Annotated in this window: 17 protein-coding genes; 11 read left to right on the plus strand and 6 right to left on the minus strand. The window is 47.7% G+C overall.

Features of this window, described 5'->3' with window-relative positions:
- The first annotated feature begins 107 nt into the window (after nucleotides 1-107).
- The 5 genes from MRY86_RS11700 to MRY86_RS11720 are packed head-to-tail and all read left to right on the plus strand — an operon-like array spanning nucleotide 108 to nucleotide 3,948.
- A complete protein-coding gene (locus MRY86_RS11700) occupies nucleotides 108-884 on the plus strand; it encodes an outer membrane lipoprotein-sorting protein (RefSeq protein WP_293563610.1) in 777 nt (258 codons plus the stop codon).
- Between the two features lie 3 nt (nucleotides 885-887).
- Nucleotides 888-2,186 (plus strand): hypothetical protein, encoded by a 1,299-nt coding sequence (locus MRY86_RS11705; protein WP_293563608.1) that lies wholly within the window; start codon nucleotides 888-890, stop codon nucleotides 2,184-2,186.
- The gene (locus tag MRY86_RS11710; RefSeq protein ID WP_293571469.1) at nucleotides 2,183-3,118 is read left to right on the plus strand and encodes an alpha/beta fold hydrolase; all 936 of its coding nucleotides are present in this window, start codon (nucleotides 2,183-2,185) and stop codon (nucleotides 3,116-3,118) included. Before MRY86_RS11705 ends, MRY86_RS11710 begins: the two co-directional genes overlap by 4 nt.
- Before the next feature lie 3 nt (nucleotides 3,119-3,121).
- On the plus strand, nucleotides 3,122-3,355 hold the full coding sequence (locus MRY86_RS11715; protein ID WP_293570285.1) for a hypothetical protein: 234 nt from the start codon (nucleotides 3,122-3,124) through the stop codon (nucleotides 3,353-3,355).
- Nucleotides 3,331-3,948, plus strand: a complete 618-nt coding sequence (locus MRY86_RS11720; protein WP_044226867.1) for a response regulator — start codon at nucleotides 3,331-3,333, stop codon at nucleotides 3,946-3,948. The genes MRY86_RS11715 and MRY86_RS11720 overlap by 25 nt, the downstream gene beginning before the upstream one ends.
- 17 nt (nucleotides 3,949-3,965) lie before the next feature.
- On the opposite strand, the gene MRY86_RS11725 is transcribed toward MRY86_RS11720, so the two are convergent.
- Nucleotides 3,966-5,162 carry an ATP-binding protein gene (locus MRY86_RS11725; RefSeq protein ID WP_293570286.1) on the minus strand — a complete coding sequence of 399 codons (1,197 nt, stop codon included), beginning with the start codon at nucleotides 5,160-5,162 and terminating at the stop codon, nucleotides 3,966-3,968.
- Nucleotides 5,163-5,250: 88 nt separating this feature from the next.
- Between MRY86_RS11725 and MRY86_RS11730 the strand changes: the two genes are divergently transcribed.
- From MRY86_RS11730 to MRY86_RS11755, 6 genes are all read left to right on the plus strand, one after another.
- Nucleotides 5,251-6,519 (plus strand): hypothetical protein, encoded by a 1,269-nt coding sequence (locus MRY86_RS11730; protein ID WP_293570287.1) that lies wholly within the window; start codon nucleotides 5,251-5,253, stop codon nucleotides 6,517-6,519.
- A gap of 179 nt (nucleotides 6,520-6,698) precedes the next feature.
- Nucleotides 6,699-7,586 carry a hypothetical protein gene (locus MRY86_RS11735; protein WP_293570288.1) on the plus strand — a complete coding sequence of 296 codons (888 nt, stop codon included), beginning with the start codon at nucleotides 6,699-6,701 and terminating at the stop codon, nucleotides 7,584-7,586.
- Between the two features lie 285 nt (nucleotides 7,587-7,871).
- Nucleotides 7,872-9,023 (plus strand): hypothetical protein, encoded by a 1,152-nt coding sequence (locus MRY86_RS11740; protein ID WP_293571470.1) that lies wholly within the window; start codon nucleotides 7,872-7,874, stop codon nucleotides 9,021-9,023.
- The gene (locus tag MRY86_RS11745; protein WP_293571471.1) at nucleotides 9,024-9,575 is read left to right on the plus strand and encodes a hypothetical protein; all 552 of its coding nucleotides are present in this window, start codon (nucleotides 9,024-9,026) and stop codon (nucleotides 9,573-9,575) included.
- Nucleotides 9,576-9,610: 35 nt separating this feature from the next.
- Nucleotides 9,611-10,648 (plus strand): carboxypeptidase-like regulatory domain-containing protein, encoded by a 1,038-nt coding sequence (locus tag MRY86_RS11750; protein WP_293571473.1) that lies wholly within the window; start codon nucleotides 9,611-9,613, stop codon nucleotides 10,646-10,648.
- 322 nt (nucleotides 10,649-10,970) lie between these two features.
- A complete protein-coding gene (locus tag MRY86_RS11755; RefSeq protein ID WP_293571476.1) occupies nucleotides 10,971-12,872 on the plus strand; it encodes a metallophosphoesterase in 1,902 nt (633 codons plus the stop codon).
- Nucleotides 12,873-12,882: 10 nt separating this feature from the next.
- Here the strand turns inward: MRY86_RS11755 and MRY86_RS11760 are convergent, their stop codons facing one another.
- From MRY86_RS11760 to MRY86_RS11780, 5 genes are all read right to left on the minus strand, one after another.
- A complete protein-coding gene (locus MRY86_RS11760; protein ID WP_293571477.1) occupies nucleotides 12,883-15,099 on the minus strand; it encodes a hypothetical protein in 2,217 nt (738 codons plus the stop codon).
- A gap of 245 nt (nucleotides 15,100-15,344) precedes the next feature.
- A complete protein-coding gene (gene ppdK, locus MRY86_RS11765) occupies nucleotides 15,345-18,101 on the minus strand; it encodes a pyruvate, phosphate dikinase (RefSeq protein ID WP_293563080.1) in 2,757 nt (918 codons plus the stop codon).
- 277 nt (nucleotides 18,102-18,378) lie between these two features.
- Entirely contained in the window at nucleotides 18,379-19,575 is a 1,197-nt protein-coding gene (locus MRY86_RS11770) for a hypothetical protein (RefSeq protein ID WP_293571479.1), read from the minus strand.
- Nucleotides 19,576-19,661: 86 nt separating this feature from the next.
- Complete coding sequence (locus MRY86_RS11775; protein ID WP_293571480.1) at nucleotides 19,662-20,477, minus strand: alpha/beta hydrolase-fold protein; 816 nt, start codon at nucleotides 20,475-20,477, stop codon at nucleotides 19,662-19,664.
- A gap of 326 nt (nucleotides 20,478-20,803) precedes the next feature.
- Nucleotides 20,804-21,721: a hypothetical protein gene (locus tag MRY86_RS11780; RefSeq protein WP_293571482.1), complete on the minus strand. Its 918-nt coding sequence runs from the start codon at nucleotides 21,719-21,721 to the stop codon at nucleotides 20,804-20,806.
- Nucleotides 21,722-22,145 lie beyond the last annotated feature (424 nt).

Raw genomic sequence — 22,145 nt, forward strand, 5'->3', positions numbered from 1 at the left:
ACATGACTTCGTGTCGGCATATACTCGTGCGTCGGGTTTGTGCCTAACGCCCAAACCTCTCCATTCCGAGCATAAACTCATTTTTCAATCCCCAAAAATTCGATACGATGATTTTGGCATTCACTTTGGTTGTAACCCTCTTTTCCACAACTGTACTGCCCGATGCTTCGGCTATCATGGAAGCCCACCGTAAGGCTACCGCTGTGCAGGACCTCACCGGGCAGCTGACGTACACCAATATTAGCAAGTCGGGCAGAAAACAGACCCGCACCCTGCAGCAGTACATCCTGCGCACCGACAAGGGCGACTATACCTACAACCTGCTGCTGGAATTTACAGACCCGCAGGACGTGGCCGGCACGGCAACGCTGACGATTCAGCAGGAGCGTAAAGACGATGAGCAGTGGCTTTACCTGCCTGCCCTTCGTATGAGCAAGCGCATTTCGCCCAGCAAAAAGTCCGACCGGTTTATGGGCACGGAGATCACCTACGAAGATCTCTCCGGGCACCTTTCTGAACCCATCGACGACTATCAGTACACCCTGCTGGGAGAGGAAACCATCAATGGCCGACCAGCCTACAAGCTCGAAGCGCTGCCCCGCGAAGGCCTGCGTACCCAATACGGCAAACGGCTATTGTGGATTGACAAAGCCACGCACCTGATGGCGCAAACCCATTTTTTTGGGCACAAAGGCGAACACCTGAAAACCTACACCGCCACAGATATCCGGCCGGTCGGCTCAGGCGGGCACCACCGGGCACATCAGATCAAAATGGAGAATGTACAGACAGGCAATACCACAAAGGTGCAGTACAGCGGCTTTGCGATCAATGCTGGCGTGGATGCTGCGATGTTTTCTACGACCTGGATGGAAACCCGATAATCCGTGAGGCACCTGAAATACATACTTAAAACCCTGCTGGGGGTATGCTTTGCCGGATTTGCGGCGACCACCGTTGCTCAGGAAGCCGACAACAACTGGTCCACCACGCTCCACGGTCAGGCCAGGGTACTAAGCCGGTACTATCCCGGTCAGAACCCCGCTGGCCTGTACCGCTGGCAGGGCGAAGCCCGGGCAGAGCTGGAAGGCGAAGTGAACTACGGCAATTACTGGAAAGGGCGTACCGTAGTGATCGCCAATGCTAATCCGGATGAGCGCCGCCGCAACCGACTGTGGGCCAATGAGGCATACGTGTACTACCGTCAGGGGCATTACTTCCTCAAAGCCGGCAAGCAAACGGCCAAGTGGGGCGCACTCACCGGATTCAGCGCCATGGATCTCGCCAACCGCTACGACTACTACGATGTGCTGGACACGGAACAAGAGCGGCTGGGGCTTTGGGGGCTGGAAGCACGCTACAGCAAAGGGCGTACGGAGCTCATGCTGCGGGCTTTCCATCCCGATAACCGCTCCCGCCTGTATCTGGAAGACAACCGCTGGGTAAATCTGCCCCAACGCATGGCTGTACCGGGTGGTGAAGCCACGATGGCCTATGAGGGCGCAGCGTCGCATTACCAAAAACGCCTGCCCCTGCTCAGCGGCAGCCTTTCCACGGAAGTGGGGCGGGTGCAGGTTCGCGGCAGCTGGCTGTATGGCAACAACGATATTCCGCTGAGCCAAATACAGCTCCGGACAAGTAGTACCCGCCCGGTCCCCTATCAGGTGCAGCTCCACTTCGAGCCTATGATGATCAGTGCACTGAATTTGGGCACCTGGGCCGGTGAGTGGAATCTCTGGGGAGAAGCGGCTTTTGTGGACAGTAAACGCATCGGCGAGACCGGTGAAATCACCCCCGACCAGTATACCTTCTGCTCCTTAGGAGCGGACCGCTTCTGGACCTTTGAGCACCCGGAACGGCACCTGAGGCTGGTGGCGCAGTTCCTGCAGGTCTTTCCGCACCAAAGTGGAAAGTACGCGCCCACCGAGATCGATCATATTTTTCAAACTGCGCTGCTGATAGTTACTGAATTGCAAATCAACTATAACTGGTCAGCCGCCCTGAGGGCAGTGGCCGAGTTCCGGGCCGAAGGCTTTTACCTGGAGCCCCGGCTGATCTGCAAAGCCTGGGCACCGCTGCGGGCGGAGCTTAGCGGTGGCTGGCTCGGCGGATCCGGGCAGAGCTTTTTCGGGCATTTCAAGACCAACAGCAGAATCGCACTACATCTAATTCGACCCATCCTATGAAAGCTACGACAAAATCTCTATCCGCTCATCAATTGCTGCCAGTCGGGAAGTCTGGTTCAGCACCAGCTATCGATAATACCCAACTTATGGCAGCCCGCTTTTTCCCGCCCTACATCCACCGGGTGGGGCAGGTCATCAATACGGTGCATCAGGTGCACTCCAAGGCCGGCTGCCGGCTGACAATGGGCGCACTTTCGGTGGCGGTCCGCCGGCCAGTCAGGGCTGCCGACCGGGCATTTTACGAAAGTGGACAACGGCAGGAGCACCGCTGTGGCAAGCACCGGTTTTATACTTATACCTTTGGGCAGGGCCCAGCTGTATTGCTACTCCACGGCTGGTGCAGCAACGGCGCACGCTGGGCACCCTACGTACAGGAACTATGCCGGGCAGGCTATCAGGCTGTGGTGATGGATGCGCCCAGCCACGGACAATCGCCCGGGCGGTTTCTGTCAGTACCGGACTACATCCGCTGTGCCGGGCAGCTCATTCGTTCGCGTGCGCACTGGCATGCCGTTCTGGCCCACTCTATGGGGAGCCTGGCCGGGGTGATCAGTGCGAGTGAGCAGGCAGGAAAAGTCCGTATCGGCAAATTTGTGCTCATGAGTACCTTCTCCAATTGCGATGCCCTGATGAGCAAATTTGCCCGCTGCCTCGGCGTATCTGAGACCGTACTATCGGATACCCGGGCATGGATCCCCAAATATACTGGCAAGCCGCTGAGCTACTTTTGCCTCATTGAGCATCTGCAACAGCTTGGTCCGCCTAATACACTACTGGTAGCCGATGAAAAAGATATTGTCGTGCCCCATCAGGAGACCAAAGCTATTCTGAACGCCCTGCCCCATGTAAAGCCCATCATTACGAGCGGGCTGGGGCACAACCTTCGCTGTGACACCGTGCGCCGGCAGGTACTGAACTTTATAACCCCCTAAAGCATGAAATACCCGCAATTATCACCCGACACCCTTGAGCAAATGCTACTGTCCGAACTGGAGAACACCTGGCAGGAAGTGGACACCCTGATCCGTGAACAGGAGCAGGCGAGGACCTCCACAGCTATAATCCGGCAACTTCATCCGAAACCGTATATTTGGAACCGGGCATTTCAATATTGTAAACGCCGTACCGAAAGCCTGTATCGCCTATGCAAGACCAACTTCGGATATTGATTGTGGAAGATGAGCCGCTCATTGCAGAGGACATTGCCGACCTTTGTCAGCTCAATGGGTATGAAGTCTGCGGAATCGCGCACCGGGGCGGCCCCGCCCTTACGCTTATTGAGTCGGAGCGCCCGCAGCTGGTTTTGCTGGATATCAACCTGGAAGATCAAATCAGCGGGCTGGACATTGCTGCCTATCTACGGGAAAAGTATGCCATTCCGTTTATTTTCCTGACCTCCTACGCAGATGCCGGCACCCTGGCTAAAGTAAAGGAGACCGCTCCTTTGGGCTACATCGTCAAGCCCTTCACCGGAGAGCAGCTGTACTCCACGATAGAAATCGCCTGGTCTCAACGGACCAAAACCCTGGCACCGGAACTTGACCTGGAGCGCATCAACAATACCCTGACTGCCCCCCTGAGCCGCCGGGAGCAGGAAGTCCTTTCGTGCATCTACAAGGGCAAAAATGCCCAAGCCACAGCCGATGCCCTTTTTATCAGCATCAATACGGTGAAGTTCCATCTGAAAAACATGTACGGTAAGTTTGACGTGCACAACCGGGTGGAGCTGCTGTATAAGTTGCAGGAGGTGATGAAGGGGTGAGCACTAATTTTTTGGACTTACCAGTTTTGATTGATCCATATCGTCACTTTGAACTTGGTTTGCAAGCTCAGATCGAATTCAGCAGGAGGATTGCCGTTTTTTGCTAACTGTTTCTGCGCATTGAAAATGCCAAAATTGAAACGGTTCACGTAGTTGAGGTTCTTCATGGCGGTTGCCAAAACAGGATTGCGGTAATCACTGGCTCCCGGGAAATTCTCCGGCCGTACTTCACCATACAGGCTACCTGGATTTATGATTTCAATCCGGTCCGTGAAATGGTATATGTAAATAGGTGCGTTGGACTCATAACTGCGGTGCATGACCGCGTTCATGGCTAATTCACGTAGCGCCCATAGGGGATAATTCACCTTTTTTTCCTGCTGAAATCCATCTTTAGCTACTGTCCGTTCTTCTATAATGTTAACCTTTACAAAGTCAGATATTTGCTCTAGCACAGCTACCAGAGCACCCGAAAACTCTTTCTCAGCCCGTAAAGCGCCCATATCCATTTCATTGCTGTTGAATCGGATATATTGGAGATATGCGCCGTGCAGGTGAGCGCGGGGGTCCCGCCCGAACATCAATATCCCGGCATTGGTACAACAGTTTTGGTGCAAATCGAAAAACCCTAAAGAGCTGAGTTGTTCCTTGCTGTCGCCTTGGTTGGCCGCTAAAGTTTCTGCATCAATGGCAGTGGGGAGGTAACGCAGCTTAAAGTATTCCATATTTAAGTCCTCCATGCTACTTTGCAGGCAGGGTTGTTCGTCAAAGGTGCGGGCATGTGCAATCCGCTTTTCGATCAAACGGCGTTCTTCTTGCTCCGTCGCTACTCCTTTTCGGAGACCAACCCGGATGTAGACTCTACCTTTGTAACGAACGGGTGGAAAATCGGCAGGATCAACCTTGACTACAACTACATCTCCTTCATCAAAATGAAAAACAGGGCTTACCATTAATTGTGGCGGGGGTAGCACATTACCATTTTGGCGAACATCGCCGATTTTTTGTAACTCCGTATCACCAATAGTCAGTCCAGCCAAACGGCCATCGTCCTTAACGCCCAACAAGAGGTAGCCAGCCTTTCCAAATCCTGGCAGATCGTTGGCAAATGCACACACCGCCGGACCAAGCTTGTCTTCCCGAAAGCTTATTGTACGCTCAATGCGGTCCGACTCCATATCTTTTAGCAGATCCTCTACTTCTCGCCGTCTCATAAATTATACTTGAACTGTAAAGCTAACAAAATGTCTAATCTACTGGTTGCTATATTACTTTTGTTCTGAGATTGAGTACATTTGAATAATGGGCAAACCGGAAAAACATATTATCCTTCGCATTACCAATGAGGGTGTTTTCTACAACAAGGACGCCCGTATTCCCTGGGCAAATACCAATTTCCCGCCAAAAGAGACTTTCAATTTCAATGAGCGGTCTGAAATCTTTTGGAAAGCCCAGCTGCTTTCCTTTGATGCCGGCCGGTCTCTTCTGAAAGTAGCAATCGTGGACTATGACACAGAAGGGCAGCGGGCTGCCTTTGCCAGGCAAAAGGCTAAGTTTCCTTTCCGGAACCTGTTGTTCAGCCCCTTGCAGTGGGAGGCGCTGGAACCTCTGATGAATATTTACAACAAGCAATTGTTCCAGCCCATTCTGGAAGTCCCCAAAACCTGGCGCATAACCCGCTCTGCGGATGAGGAATGGGTGGATTTTTCGGAGCCGGAAGAGCAAAAGACCCGCATTGACCTGCACTTTAAGTATCCGCTGCACAAAGCCGTCTTCAAAATGGGCTATGTAGAGGTGGAGCACCAGGTAAAAGAACTGCCGGAACAAACCCTGACCATTCCTATTGAGAACCCGAATATCCTGCCGGAATTTGACCATGTGAAGCCGTTTTTTACCAAAGCCCTGGGGAAGAAAAAGATCGAAGTGCGCGGTTATCTGGAGATGGATGAAGCGGACCACATTGAAATCCGGTGCCAATCGAAGGAAATCAGCCAAATCAATGACAAATTCATTGCCACCGTCCGGAAGCTGCGCCTCGAAGATGCCATTTTCAAGCCCAAAAAAATCACGGTAGACAAGAGTCTTTTCACCCCCGAAGAGTATTTCGAAGGCTTCGACGAGGCAGAACTGGGCAACACCATCCGCCAAAGCGACAAGGACTTACTTTCAGACCTGCTGGAGTCCGAAAAAATCAGAAACCGCAAGCAATTACTGTATTTGTCTGGCCAGCTCCAAAGCCAACGTGCCGGGCTGCGGTTTACGCTAAGCCCCAAGTTCGGCTTTCTCTTTCACGTGGAAGGAGAAACCATGGATCACTTCATCTGGGAGCTGCTCAATAGCCACGCCACCTACATCTGGAGCCTGGACCGCATTGGTACTTCACTCAGCCACAAGTTCCGCCTGATTGAACGGGAAATCAACTTCATCCGCGAAAACGGCCGCCGGGTCTATCTGGACCACGCCCGGAATGAAGACCTCCTTTTCAGCAAAGTGAACCATGAAAACAGTGAATCCGGGCTGGTGGATGGATTTCCGAAGTGGCGGGTGCGGGTTGGGGAGGTGTTGGTGTGATTTGACGAGATTTGGAACAGAACGTAATAACCCTTTTTCATATGATAAAAGCTGTTAAATAACCGACCTTTTGCCTGCGAAAGGTCATTTATTTAAAATTTCGGTTGGCATCCAGAAACCAAACTAGATACTGCAATGTTATAAGTGTGTTTGTACTTAAACCTTAAACCTAGCTTTCAATGAAAAGAAGAAATTTTTTAAAAAATACTTCCTTGATGAGTGCAGGTATTTACTTCTCGCCTACGCTCCTGATTCCTGAAATTCAACCTAAACTTGCTGGATTCCTATTTCCGTTGGGGGTCGATCAAGGAGTTAACAGCGCCTTCAATCCACTTCTCAGGTCCAATAGTTCTCCAGACAAAATCATCAATGAAGCGCTCGGTACTCTTATTGACAGAGGGAAAATTAGCAAAAATGAGGAGTTTAAAAAGGTCAGTCTTAAATATAAGGATCATTATGAGTTTGGAATTAAGCCTAACCTTGACAGCAAGGCTTTAAATGGGGAGGGATACTATACCGATACTAAGATGAAAAATGCTATCAATGACTACAACGATAAGACTTCAACTCCTGTCCACTCTGTCAAAGACCTCTTGACTTTTAATCACGAGAAATGGCTTCAGTATTGCGATCTAGCCAATTTACAGATTTCTTCTCAAAATGACCGCTTGTATGTTCGACCATTGGACAATCGAAAGCCAGAATATAAAGGCACTTGGTATATTGACAGTCAATATTCATATATGCTTTACAATCCTGCATATTATTGTTATGGTTTGCCCATCGAAAATCCAACTACAATAGATTTGCAGGAATCTGACTACAGAGAAATGCGGCAAAAAACTAATCAAGTGACAAATGCCAAAAGTTATGTAAAGCAGAGATTTTATTTCAATGGTGAACAGGCTTGTCAATCGATCCAAGGCAAATTGACTACCATTTACTGGGGGTTAGACGAGCCTCTAAAGCAATACCTTGGTACCACGCCGATACAGCCGTGCGGAGACCCAGGGGTAGAATGTGATGGAGACAAACCTCAAGGAGTGCGTCCTAGTATAAGGTCATAAGTTTCTTAGGGAAAACCTAGTAAATCCCTAAGGTATGAAGTGCCCCTAGTGAAAGGGGGCAAATCAAAGGCTTTAAGTGTAAATATTTTTTTATAGAAAAGAAATCACGAAGTGTAAGTGTATGTTTGGAGCAAAAGAGAGTTAATGATAAAAGGGCTATGGTCAGGGCTAAATAAAAAATGGGCGTTTGGTAAGTCAAATAAGCTATTTTTCATGATGCCACTGTTTACAACCTTTGATTGGTAGCTAGAGTGCACCTCCAAACATACACTAAAGAACTCTCATATGAAAAGTAAACTCTTAAAACTGCTGGTAATAACCTTATCCATTAGCGTTACAATTTTAGCGGCTTTAAATTACATTCGCTTGAAAAAAGAGAAGCGAAATTTAGAGGTAGCTACTTTCGGATATGCTCCTAAATTAGTGGGTACGCCATCAAACTTGAAGAACAAAAAGTATCGTTACATTAAATCAATTCCAGATGCAGCGGATTATACGTATGGGTTTTCTAAATATGCGAAGCCTGGTAAAATTTCTTTATTTATTATTTCTGCTCATTGGTGTGCTCCTTGTTATGCGTTGAAAAACAAACTCGAAGAAGACTTAAAATCAGGTAAAATAAATCCAGAAATTGTTGACGTTTACGATTATACCTTAACTAAGTCAAAAAGGGAAACATTAGAAGATCTACGGCAAAAGCCCTCCTATAGACACACGAGTATGATAGATAAGCTTACAAAAGTTTTCCCTACAACCTATATTACAACACAAACTACGAACTGTTATACTATAGTAGAAGGTTCTAAGTATGACGACATTTTAAAGCACATCTCAGACTTAATGTCTGTCAATAAGTACTTTAATATTAACTCTTTTCAGGGCAGGGTGTCTAGTGTGAACGTTCCACCGAGTATTCCAAACCAGGCTCTTTTGGAAGAAAATACGCAATTAAAAACGCAAATTCAAGAGTTGGAATCCCAACTTGATTTAAGGTCTCATGTTAATCCTCCATTTACTCATTATTCAAATGAATATAACCAGGTTTTGCAAGTCGATGAAATTCATATTCAAGAATATGAATATGGCAATGTTGTTTTGTGGTTGCTCCCATCTCCAAACCAGTCGGGAAAATATCTGAGAGATTTAATGCAGAAAAATTTGTTGTATTTAAAAAAATCCCCCTCAAGCGATTTTGGACTCGAAATTCATGGAGTAAGATACGACCCAAGGTTAAACTCAGGAGTAAGCTTTGGAAAAAAACAAACATACTCTTTAGATATTGATTATACAGCGGTTCCTAACGAAAGCTATATCCATTTTAGCTTTTCTGAAGGTTGTCAACACTTTTATAAGCACCCCAAGAAATCTTTGCCCAGCCATCATCTACCTTCGGAGTCATGGATTTATTTTGAAACTAAATTTAAGTTCAATAGGTGAATGGAGACTAACGAAGAGAACAATAAAGGGTTAAAGGAGACTCATATAAAAGGTAGGTACGATATTGTCGGGATTTTACTGGGAATATTGCTTACGTATTTCTTGTATACGTTAATTCCAGAATTGACGGGGGGGACTTCTTCTCGCCAGAACACTAGGGATCAGCAAGAATTGGAAAGTAAGGACTCAGTCCGCAAAGGAATGGAAACTTTTAAGAGAAAAAGTGGTGTTCATTCCGATAAGAAAGACTCAGGTTCTGAAAAAATCGAACAAAATTTTCAAGATAAAAGTCAGAATATCATTGAGCTTAAGCTACTCGATATTAATAATAGGAAAATTGAGTCCTATAATATCATATCAACAAGTTGCAATGAGAGCGATGTTACCAAAACAGGCTCTTCAATTCGCTTCCCTTGCAACATTGCACATGGAGAGTCATTCGCCATTACGGTCTCTGTTGATGGGATACCTGAACCCTTATCTATTTCGAAAGTATATATGGGAGATAATTCTTTCGAAGTAAGACTTCCCATTGAAGTAGATACCAAATGATTTGCCGAAATAGGCTTACTTAAATCATTAAGTAAATGAAAAACATTCGCCTTAAATCTACTTTTTTTATTGGCGTTCTGCTGCTTGCTTCTGGTCAAGTATTATCGCAAGTTGTTCCTGTTTCAATAAGGGTTTTGGATGAAGTTTCTGCACAGCCCATTTTTAATGCGAAAATAACTATAAGCGAAAGTCACTTCAATTTTAAAAGCACGGAGCCTAACGGCGTATCTATTTTTAAAGTAAAGCCGGGTCAAAAAATTCACATTACTGTCAGTGCAGAGGGATACCAATCCGCTATAGACAAAGAATTTAATGTCAGTGACATTCCAGAAAGGAATACACTCACAATAAGGCTTTTTCTAGATGACGGTCAATCTGTCATATATGGCAACATTAAAGATCAAAATTTAAATGTAATTTCGGGTGCAGATATAACAATTAAAATACGAAATCATGAGTATAGGACAACGACCAATGAACTTGGCAATTATAGCGTTTTAGTAAAGCAGTCTGTTCTTAATACAGTTAGTTCTATATCGATAATTTTAAAGCATAATGATGATATCCGTCAAGCTTCAAAGGAGCTCACAATTGCTGAGAGGTATATAGAATTTAATCCAACTTTTGGGGACTTAAGTAGTGAGTATGGTCTTAGCCCTAATTCTGAAGCTACATATAGTGCTTGGCGCTACCTAAAAAAGATTGATGAGGCATTTGGTAATTTTGAAGAACAAGTGAACCCATTATATTTGCAGTATGAAATGCTTGCCGAGTTTTATAAGATAATTGATTTCAACGGAGTAGATGCTGAACTGGTAAATCACATAAATGAATGCATTGTTTTATACAACTCCATCGCTCACTTTTTTAAAGCTCTTGACACTGAAGTCAAAAATCAAGTGGGAGAGAAAACGAGAGAGAAATATATTTTTAAGGCGTCAAAAGCAGTTTTTAACAAATATAAAAGCGAAATAACTGCTATTGAATCTAAAGTGAATGCTTTAGCGGAAAAAGAAAAGCAACTGGGTGCCAAGCTATCGAAAAAATATAGAAGATTATTTGAAAGCATGTAATCAAAAGATAATATTTAGATTGATAACCGTACGCTTTTCAGTGGTCACTCCCCCATTACATGGTTTGATATTCACCACAGCCCAACCCTGTTAAATAAAAAAAATTAAGCAGTTATCAATTCAAGATTATATAAAGCTACTGATCCGGCTGCCAGTTAAGTCGAGATTCTGAAGTAGCTTAGCTGCCTGCCTGAAATCATTGAGAAGCAATGGTAAAGAAAGCACGAATCCGGCAGCCCTTGATTTCACAAAACCTTAAGCCCCATTTCACCTCCCCTTAACACCTATTCCCTTTCTTGCTGATTGATAACAAAACGAAACCATGCAACGCTTCTTCTCCATTTTTTTCCTCCTGGCGCTGCCATACGCGCTCAGCGCCCAGTCAACCGCAGATTCTTTTTTGGTCGAACCGTACCTGCAGTTCGCCACTCAAAACAGCATTTATGTCCTTTGGGAAACGACTGCTGAAGCCAGCACCACGGTGGAATACGGAGAAGCCCTGCTCAATGCCCAAATGCCCAATCTTAGCCAAACCGTGACGCTTGAGGGAGAACGGCACCTCCATGAAGTAAAACTTGGCAATCTTAAAACGGCTACCAAATACCTTTACCGGGTGAAAAGTGTTACCCGGTCAGGAACCGTCATAGAGAGCCCGGTGTACACCTTCCGTACGGCTGTGGGCGACGAAGATGCGGTGTTCTTTGCCCTGATCGGTGACTCCCAGTACAATGACAGAACGCCCTGGGCATGGAACAAAATCGCGCAACGGGTTTGGGAAGACCGCCCTCACTTCATCATCCACGCCGGCGACCTCGTGGATATCGGCACCAAAAAATCGGACTGGACGGAGCACTTTTTTCCGAACGGGCATGTAGCCATGAGCCGCTTCCCAATGTACACAGTGCTCGGCAACCACGAGCAGGATGCCCAGCTATACTACGATTACATGGTCAATCCGGAACCTGAGTATTACTATACTTTTCAGTATGGTAACGTTCAGTTTTTCATGATTGACACCAATAAGGATGTCAGCGAAGGTTCGGAACAGTACGATTGGCTGGAGTGGGCCCTGGCGCAGTCCACAGCCACCTGGAAGATAGCCGTGCATCACCACCCGCCCTACTCCACTGAGGAAAACGACCACGGCGACACCTCTATTGGCGCCTCCTCCTACGGTACGGAGGCCCGGAACCTCGTGCCCCTGTACGAAACCTACGGGGTGGATTTTTGTCTGTTTGGGCACACCCACCTCTACGAGCGCACCTGGCCCATATTTGAACAGCAAGTCAACCTACAGGACGGCGTGGTGTACATCAATTCAGGTGGTGCCGGTGGCGGGCTCGAAGATTTTGATCCCACCCGGTCCTGGTTCACTCAGGAACTGCAGGCCGAGCATCACTATTGCACGTTCGCCATCTACGGCCACCATCTGGTTTTTAAAGCCCTCGACCATGATGGGCACCTTTTCGATACCTTCCAAATGGACAAGAACGAAGACGATGAGAAGGCACAGGGTCAATTGCAACAACCACCTGCCCCCCACTTCGAGGTAGAAGAACTGGTTTTCCGGGAGACCACCAGTGTAAGCCTAAGCGCTCTGGAAAAATCACATGCCATTCACTACACCCTTGATGGTTCAGAACCTGATTTACAGTCGGCAAAATACTCCGCCCCTTTAACCCTCAATGCCTCGGGCACGCTAAAGGCCAAAGCCTATACAGAAAGCGGAAAAGCCAGCCGTACCGTAAGCCGTACCTTTAAAAAGATGGCGCCACTACCCGCCCGAAAGGTACAAGGCGACGAGCCCGGCCTAAGATACCGCTATTACGAAGGCGAGTGGTCCCTCCTACCCGAATTCTCCAGCCTGACGCCCATACGGGAGGGCGTGGTCCAAACGGTCAATGAAGCAGAAGCACAACCCAGGGCGGACCACTTCGGGCTCGTCCTGGAAGGCTATGTAAACCTCCCTGCCACAGACACCTACACCTTCTACACCCGCTCTGACGATGGCTCCAAACTCTACATTGACGGGCAGCTCGTTGTGGACAATGACGGCGACCACGGCGCCTTCTGGCAGTACGGCAAGATCATCCTGGAAAAAGGCAAACACGAAATCCGCATTGAGTACTTCGAAGGCGCAGGCTCACAAATGCTCCGGGCCGGTTTGGTGGACCCTGTTTTAGGGAAGATTCCTTTTCATCCGGGGCAGTTGAGTTATGAGTAGGGCTCTAATTTTACGCCTTAACCAGCCGGACCTTCAAAAGCCTTTCAAATTTCCGCTTTTGTTCGAAGGTCAAGCGAAAAAAGGTTGGCTGGTGGACAGAGTGGTCAAACAAAATATAAATGCCCATTTGCTGACTGGCAAGAAAAGGCTGAATAGCGCGCAGCAGAGCCTGAGTGTTCTTCGTAAGGAATGGGCTAACTGGGCGCACTTCCACGGTTTGGCTCCCATTCTCCATCAACATCAATTGCCCATACGTTGACCCCGGACGTAGATTTTTAGCATCAAAAGTGCCTCCGAGAAAACGATAAATCTCTGGAAACTGCTCTTTGAAGTCTCCCTGCAAGTCTTCAAAAAGCCGCTCATCTGAGCGGGGTTGGACATAGTAAATCCCTTCTATCACCTTCAGTAAATCCTCAGGATCGCTTATTAGTTGGTTCATTAAGGTTTCTTCCGCTGCGGAAAGCATTGGCTTACTCAGGCCCAAGCTCACGCGTTCTTCCCAAATATAATCGAGAAAAGCCCGCTTTGCTTCAGTGGTATAGTATTGTTTAGTGAACGGTGAGGTGGTACCCAACCTGGAGAGCGTGGCCTGTTGACTTTCAAACTCGCTATTGACTGGGAAAGAGATTGGGATGCTGCATACTTTATCCCGATCTTCCTCCGTGGCGTATACCTTCAAAAAGTAAGGATGTTCAAAAAGCGCCAACTCCGGTGCTTGTGCGATTAGCCATTCATAGTTGCGCTGTTCATGAGAGGTGAAGAAGCAATCGTAGAAATTACCTAACTCAATTGACTTGTTTAAGCCCAAATCGGCAGCTATTTGCCGGGCCTCCCGGATGATTCCGTTGTAAAATCGGTGATTAAGCAACAAATTTCCCGTACCCTTATCCTGTGGAGTTCGGAAAACGCCAGGCTCGGTTAGCTCACGAAAGGTAATTGCGTAAGAATGGGTCCCTACCCGGATAATATAGATTAACTTGTCGTCCAATACCGTCAGATCTATCTTCAGCGCATCTGACACCTCAGGTAGTAAAGCGTGAAAGACCTGCCACATTACATCAACACCCTCAATTTCATCAATCCACTCTCCCTGCCGGGGCAGTTCGTGAAGTTCAGGAAGCCCCAATAAGTAATCCGAAAGCGATAGCTCCTTTCGGACAAAAGCCTTGCCCATATCTTCTAGCTCGGGCATTATGTTGTAACAACCAGTGCGCTGCAGGTTGCTCACAATCATCTGCCGGGTATGCTCGGTCCCCAGCATGCGCTGCAACATCCAAGCCTGCACCAACACCTTAAAACGGTCTCTTTTTACAGTCCCCCGAAGACGGCTTTCTTCATCCAAAGGCACGGCTGCGACCTCTTTGCGTAAATCGGCGGCGGCTTCGCCTGAAATAATGCCCTGTCGCTCCCAGCCTTCAATATTTTGCACCCAGTCCTTACTAAAGGCTCCGATCATGGAGCGTTTAAGCTGAATATAGGCATCCTGTTTCACCGTTTCACGCACCTGTATTGATGGCTTGTCAACTCTTAACTGCTTATAAGCTTCCCGACTAATAGCACCGTCAGGAATTGCTGTCGACAGCAACTCAGGGTTTAGCACCTCATTGTATACCGTGTCTATTCCATAAGTGTACAACCGTTCCCCATTAGAAGTCCGATGTACCTGCACTAGAGTAAGCGTATCCAGTAATCGATACCCTGTTATAGTTGGTAAGTCAGGGACAGAGATTTTGAGGTCGTTGGTCAGGTAAAAATGTAAGGTATCTCCATTTTTGCATAGGTATCTTGCGTACCTGCAATTAAAGCCCAAAATATTTTGCCCAAATCCTCCTACTGAATCTTCAGCTATACTACTTTCGTACACACCCTTCATAGCCTTCATCCAAGTGACCGCTTCCCAATTGGCCACTGTATCATACACCATTAAGCTATCTTTATAATACAAGCTAAAGGCTTTATTTGCAGCAGCATCTTGCACCACCCTTGCACTGCCAGCCCTATCGGGCGAATTATTGGAAAAGCCCAGTTTGCCATTTTGAACAACCACCGATATCGGTGAGTCCATCTGCTTCTGTAAGGCTTCCCGTAAGTATTCAGGGGCAGCTGCCAGGGATGGTTCATAATCCGTAAACCGATATACCAACTGTCCTTCAAAAAGAGATTGAGCCTCTGTACCAGATAGCAGGACCAGTATACTGATCCCAATAATACAGGCGCGTAAAAACATAAGTTTGGGTTTGATTTTCGCGATTAAAAATAAGAAAAAAACAAATGAAGCACAAGGGTTACAATGCTACTACGGTTTTGCAAAAAAAAATCTAAGGTGCAATAAAATAGAAATCGGGCAAGTGATTGCCCTTTCGCTTGATTTGCATACTCCGGAGTCACTGACCCCCTCTATTTTCACTAAACACCAACAAAAAAGCCCACCCCAAAGGGCAGGCTTCTTCAAAAAACAAATTCATATTTCACCTACTTCCGCGGATGCTGAATCGCCGCCTGTGCCGCTGCCAGCCTGGCGATAGGTACGCGGAACGGAGAACAGCTCACGTAATCCAACCCGATTCGATGGCAGAAAGCAACGGACTGTGGTTCACCTCCGTGCTCGCCGCAGATACCGGTTTTGAGGCCCGGTCGCTGGGCACGGCCACGCTCAACGGCTAATCTTACAAGCTCGCCTACCCCACGGCGGTCAAGAACCTGGAAAGGATCGTTAACGAGGATGCCTTTTTCGAGGTAGATCGGCAGGAAGCCGCCGATGTCGTCCCGGCTGAAGCCAAAGCTCATCTGTGTCAGGTCGTTGGTGCCGAAGCTGAAGAACTGGGCGATTTCTGCCATCGGCCCGCTGCGCAGAGCTGCACGTGGCGTTTCGATCATCGTACCGAAGAGGTAGGGTATTTCGTCTACCCCCATGGAGGTGCATACGCTTTCGTAAATGCACTTGACGATTTTCTCCTGGTCCTGCAGCTCATTGCGGGAACAGGTGACCGGGATCATAATCTCAGGCAGGGCCTGCCGGCCTTCCATATTCAACTCCGCAGCGGCTTCCAGGATAGCCCGGACTTGTGTCTCCGTAATCTCGGGATAACTGATGCCCAGGCGCACGCCACGGTGGCCCAGCATAGGGTTGTTCTCGTGCAAGGCAAGGACACGTTTTTCCAGAATACTGACGTCAACGGCGAGCTCTTCTGCCAGTTCTTCCAGCCGCTGCCGGTCGTGAGGCACGAACTCGTGCAGTGGCGGATCGAGGAGACGGATGGTGACCGGCTTGCCATTCATGACAGCCAGCGTTTTTTTGATATCGCTCTTAATGTAACCGAAAAGCTCCTTCAGAGCCGCACGGCGTTCCTTGCGGTTGGCGCTGAGGATCATCTTGCGCAGGAGGTACAGGGGCTTTTCGCTACCCTTACCATAAAACATGTGCTCGGTACGGAATAATCCCACGCCTTCAGCGCCGAAGCGTAGGGCATTGGCAGCATCAGCAGGGGACTCCGCATTGGCGCGTACACCCAGCACCTTAGTCTCGTCTACCAGTCCCATCAGCGTTTGATAGGCCTCGTTGTCAGCCAGGTCAACATCTACAACGGGCATGCTTCCGAGGTAGACTTTGCCTGTAGCGCCGTTGAGGCTGATGTAGTCACCTTCCTTTATCTTCGTTCCATCAGGTGTAGTGAAATAGCCTTCGGTTTCATTGATATCGAGATCATTGCAGCCAACGATACAGCACTTGCCCCAACCTCGGGTCACGAGAGCCGCGTGAGAGGTCATACCGCCCTTTGCAGTCAGTACGGCGGCGGCGTGGTACATACCATCTACATCTTCCGGTGAGGTCTCTTCGCGCACCAGGATGACGTTCTCGCCAACTTGTTTGAGCTCAACAGCTCGTTCCGAAGAGAAGACCGCTTTGCCCATTGCACCGCCGGGGCCTGCAGGTAAGCCTTTGGCGATAGGGGTGGCGGCGCGCTCCGCCATGGCATCAAGACGGGGCAGCAGGAGTTCGGTCAATTGATTGGGGTTGACCCGCATGAGGGCAGTCGGACCGTCAATCATGCCCTCCTGATACATCTCGGCGGCCATGCGGACGGCGGCTGTGCCGTTGCGCTTGCCGGTACGGGTCTGAAGGATGTAGAGCTTGCCTTTCTCAATCGTAAACTCCAAGTCCTGCATGTCTTTATAATGCGCCTCAAGTTGCTGCTGATACTTGTTGAGCTGTGCATAAATCTCAGGCATCACTTCCTCGAGGGTCTGTAGGTTTTTGCTTTGAGTGTTTTTGGAGGCTTCGTTGATCGGCTGTGGGGTGCGGATACCGGCTACTACGTCTTCACCCTGTGCATTGAACAGGAATTCGCCGTAGAATTTATGCTCCCCAGTACCAGGATTTCGGGTGAAGGCGACGCCGGTGGCACAATCTTTACCCATGTTGCCGAAAACCATAGCCTGTACGTTCACGGCTGTGCCCCATTCGTCTGGCAAGCCTTCTATACGACGGTATTCTTTGGCACGCTTGCCATTCCAGCTATCAAAAACGGCACCGATACCGCCCCAGAGTTGCGCTACGGGGTCTTCCGGGAAGGGCTCACCAATCTCTCGTTTCACGATAGCTTTAAAGTCAGTGACGATCTGCCGAAGGTCAGCTTCGGTCAGTTCGGTATCGAGTTGGAAACCTCGGGCTTTCTTGATGCTTTCCAGGTGCTCGTCCAGTAGTTTGCGGATGCCTTTGCCCTGTACAGGCGGAATGCCCGCTGCTTTTTCCATCACTACGTCCGCATACATCATGATCAACCGGCGGTAAGCATCAAAAGCGAAGCGGGGATCGTTCGTCTGAGCGATTAGGCCTTGTACGGTTTCATCGTTCAGCCCCAAATTAAGAACAGTGTCCATCATGCCAGGCATGGATTGTCGGGCACCGGAGCGGACGGACAAGAGAAGCGGATTATTGACGTTCCCGTAAATTTTGCCAGTGAGCTCTTCGATACGCTCCAGAGCAGCCATCACTTCGTCTTCCAGTTTGGCTGGAAAATGGCGCCCTGCTTCGTAGTAGGCGTTGCAGGTATCCGTAGTTATAGTAAAGCCGGGAGGAACAGGGAGTTGAAGTTCCGGGTGCCCGGCCATTTCCGCGAGGTTGGCCCCTTTGCCGCCAAGGAGGTTTTTCATTTCCTGGCTTCCATCGGCCCAGCCGCCACCAAAACGGTAGACGAGCTGTTGGTCCATGTTGATTTGTTTTGTCATGACGATTCGTTTTGATCCCTGAGCAAAAAATATTTCCTGCAAACGATTGCTCCAGGTATAAAAAAGTAATGTTCAAGTTAAAGCTATAGGAAAGATGATAGGCAGAAAAGGACGGTTGTCATCCCAGGAGGTGAGAAATGACAGCAGGGTGGCAGGCAGTCGTCAAACAAATGCGATGTTCATCTTATTTTCCATTGACAGCACGAGAAATACTCCTGCTTTTTCGGCTCTTTCATTGCTATTGCCTGCAAAACAGCTAACCGATGGTTGCTCTTATCTATTTTGGCTGTATGGGCTGAGTCCAGGCCATTTCGTACACGAATGTTTCAATGGGGTTCTCCTGCAGTTTGGAAGAAATGATTTTACACCGGACGAAAAGAAGATCTTCTGTCAAGTCAAATGTTGCCTTTTCGCCCTCTACCGAATGTAGTACTCTTGCGTCTGTCTCCCCTTTTTTACACCCGATGAATGTTATCTTGTACCCTACGCCCGGTTCTGCTTCAACCGCGACCGAAAGCCGGTTGGACTGAATTTCCAAATCACGGAGTACCACTCCGGTGCTTGCGTAAAAGTCTCCTGATTCCATAGCGGATAGTATAGCTCCAGGGCTTAAGGAATCAGCCCTCACATGGATCCAGCCCCTGCCAGCGTTGCTCCATTTTGCCCCTGTTTGATGGTAGTGGTGAGAGTCGTCAGTAGCCAAACCATACATTAGCGGCTTACCATCTTGGATATAGGCCACATTAATCAGGTCCCACATTCGCTCAGTAGACAAGTGGCTCGAATCGCCCAGGTTATTTACCATATGGTGACCATTGTAAAGTTCGAAAAACCTGCCATTTCTTAACGCAATAAGATCCTGAAGGGAAATGGCATAGAAGAAATTAGGATGATTGATAATAGTATGCATTGGCTCACCTAATTCCTGACTTTGCTGCTCTACAGCGTCGATATTATTTTGCATCACCTCCAGTACACTACTACCGCCCTGTGGGTCGATCTTGTGCTGCACATTTGTAGCATTCATATGTACCGGCTTTTGCTCAAACTGGTCCGTAATCTCCTCAGATTGAAGAATCAGAAATTTTTCTTTTTCCTCAAATAGCCCACGGTAAGACTCGTAAGTTTTCAATTGCACCTCGGTGCGGCCCAGGGAGTCTGACCGGTATCGCACCCATTCTTCACCATACTTTTCAAGATACTTCCTAAATCCTTCCTGATAGACAGTGTCTTCTGGTATGGTTTTCCACTTTTCACCTTCTGCGAGCGTATTGTGATCCGTCAACGCAACAAACTGATAATCTCGTGATTTGTACCAATCCATTATCATTTCCGGGAACTCGTCTCCATCGCTCCAGTAGGAATGCGTATGTAGATTCCCTTTATACCATTGCTTTTGCAAGGTTTTATTTGGCTCATTGCAGCCTGTAATTGCCACGATAAATACAAGGGCCCATAACTTAGTCTGTCGCATGAAGGTTATTTTGACTCCCCTAATTTAACTTTTTTGCCTTTCACTTTCGACACAAAGTATAAATTATAGCAAATCAGCTTCCATCATCATTTGCCCAAAGTCCAAATCAGCGCTTTCTCTTTTGTGGCCCTGAAAATGGTATGATGCTTTTCATTCGGCTCATCAGAGTATGTCCATTCGAGCCCCTCTGGCTGCTCGTGGTTTAATAACTCAGCGAATTGCCGGGTGTACTCGAAAATATCAGTAGTGTTTGACCCTGCAAACCAGAGCTTTCTGCTGCTATCGGGCAGCTCCGTCAGGTATTCTGCCGCATTTTTCACTAAAAAGTTGTCATTCCACCAAAGCGAAGGGTCCATTGCGATGTAAAAGTCAAAAGCCCCGGGCTGCAGCAGGAAGGTTTCGACGACAAATAAGCCGGCAAGGGACTCCCCGATAATCCCTTTCTTATCCGTAATTCGGTAGTTACGCTCTATTTCAGGAACGAGTTCTTCAAGGATAAAAGCCCTGAAGTTTTTCGCGCCATCAGTCATTGGGATACCATACTTCTCATGGGCATCCACTATGGATCTGCCGGTTAAGTCTCTACCGCGCTCTGTATTCTCAATGCCCACCAGGATGACAGGCTCGATTTTGTTGCTTTTGATCAGCTCAGACAGGGTATTCGCGATGTGCGGAAAGTCTTCTCCTACCCCACCGTCTGGCATGTACAAAACAGAAAAAGCTCTGCCTCCATCTCCATACCCGGGAGGCGTCCAAATATTGATGACACGCTTTTCCTGTACAAACCTGGAATCAATGATAATCGACTCATGTACAGGTACAGGGTCATTGTAAACCATGGACTTGCTTTTGCAGCCCAGCAAGAGTAAGGCGAAAAAGGAGTAGGTAAAAAGTTTGGTCATTGGCTTTGCTACGTTTTTCTTTGATTGGTGTGTTTCAGTAATATACTAATCCAATCGTTCATTTCCGTTTTTTATCGTACGGCTCTTTTAAAGCCAGGGAGGCCACTGAGCCGAATAGCAACAACACCTAATATTCCGATTTCTATATGATAAGTGTATGTTTGGAGCAAACGAGAATTGATAATCAAAGAGTTGTGGTTATGACTAAATGGAAAAATGCGCGTTTGGCGGGTCAAATAAGTATTTTTCCATGACGTTCCCGGTTTGACCGGGATTCACAAGGCTTTGGTTATCAGCCGAAGTGCACCTCCAAACATACACTAAGCTTAAAAACCGGCAATAGTCGTCGTGATCAACTGTTTCCTGACATAGGTTTCCAGTTCTTCCAGACTGGCTTTAGAATTGCCATAACATTTGACCAATACCCCTCCCTCTTCCTGCTCAGGCGCTAATAGTGCCACAAAAACCTTTTTATCTTCCTGCGCTGATGCCCCTCTGGAAAAATAGAATTTCCCATTTTCCAAGTTCTGATAGCCTGTTCTGGGCCGGGCGTCCTTTGCGATCTTTTTTAGCTCTTTTTCTACGAAGCCCATCAGATATATACCATCCAGCGATTTCATTACGGTCCAAGCTGCCATAGCACCATCCTCTGATTCTGTTGGATATTTCCCATCTTTAGTATAGATGATTTCATCCGGACCGGTGATGGTTGCCAACTGGAATAGCTCTGTTTCAACAAGGTCACCTATGTAAACAGAGCCCAGGCTTTTCCTAATTGCCGGATCATAGGAGCTTTTCCGGCTTTCAGGACAAAACGAGGTAATGTTATAAGTGGCCCCGTTGTAACTAATGGAAAGGAGGTACCGAAGCAGGTTTTTGGGCTTGTCATGAACAACGGAAAGAAACCCCTTACCACTTTCCCCATATGCTACGTCACTGAGTTCAATCAGTTTTAAGCCTCGTTTTTTCAAGTTTTTGGGGTCATAGGACTTTTTCAGTTCATCGCTGTTTTTTTCGTGTAGCCGCACCGATATGGAGGAGTTCATCCCCCTTGCCTGATATCCATCATAACTCTTGGCCTTCTTGTATCCTTTTGGGACATTCAGCCATACGCCTTTTCCTAAATGAGATTTTTTCGAACTCTTCTGAGGGCTGAGCGTGATTTGATTCCGGATAACAGGGTCTTCACAACCTATAAATCCAAGAATCATGATACAGGTCATCCATAATTTAATGCTTTTCATATTTAGCCTAGTGTTTAGAGCGCAATAATATAAGTGCACGGAACACTTTACCAGGTATCGCGTAAATGATTAAGAAATTAGCATTTGAATCAGGCTGCCACCGATGGGCAACAGGACGGGCAGTATGACCAATTTATGGCAATCCCAGGATTTCAGAGCCTTGTCCATGTTGCAAGATAAATAAAAAAACTTAGGCGCAACAAAAATAATGATCTGTTTTGTTTCAGCCTGTTTTCGTTTGCACTCCGGATAAAACCCCTAGCTTATACGCAATATAAAGTGGTCACCTACTGGCGCTTACGGCCAGCACGGGGAACGATGAATGTCGGGTCGTTGATCCAGACATTCATCGTCTGGGGTCGTTGATCCAGACATTCATCGTCTGGGGTCGTTGATCCAGACATTCATCGTCTGGGGTCGTTGA

Source organism: Phaeodactylibacter sp. (genome assembly GCF_022763345.1).
GTDB lineage: Bacteria > Bacteroidota > Bacteroidia > Chitinophagales > Saprospiraceae > Phaeodactylibacter.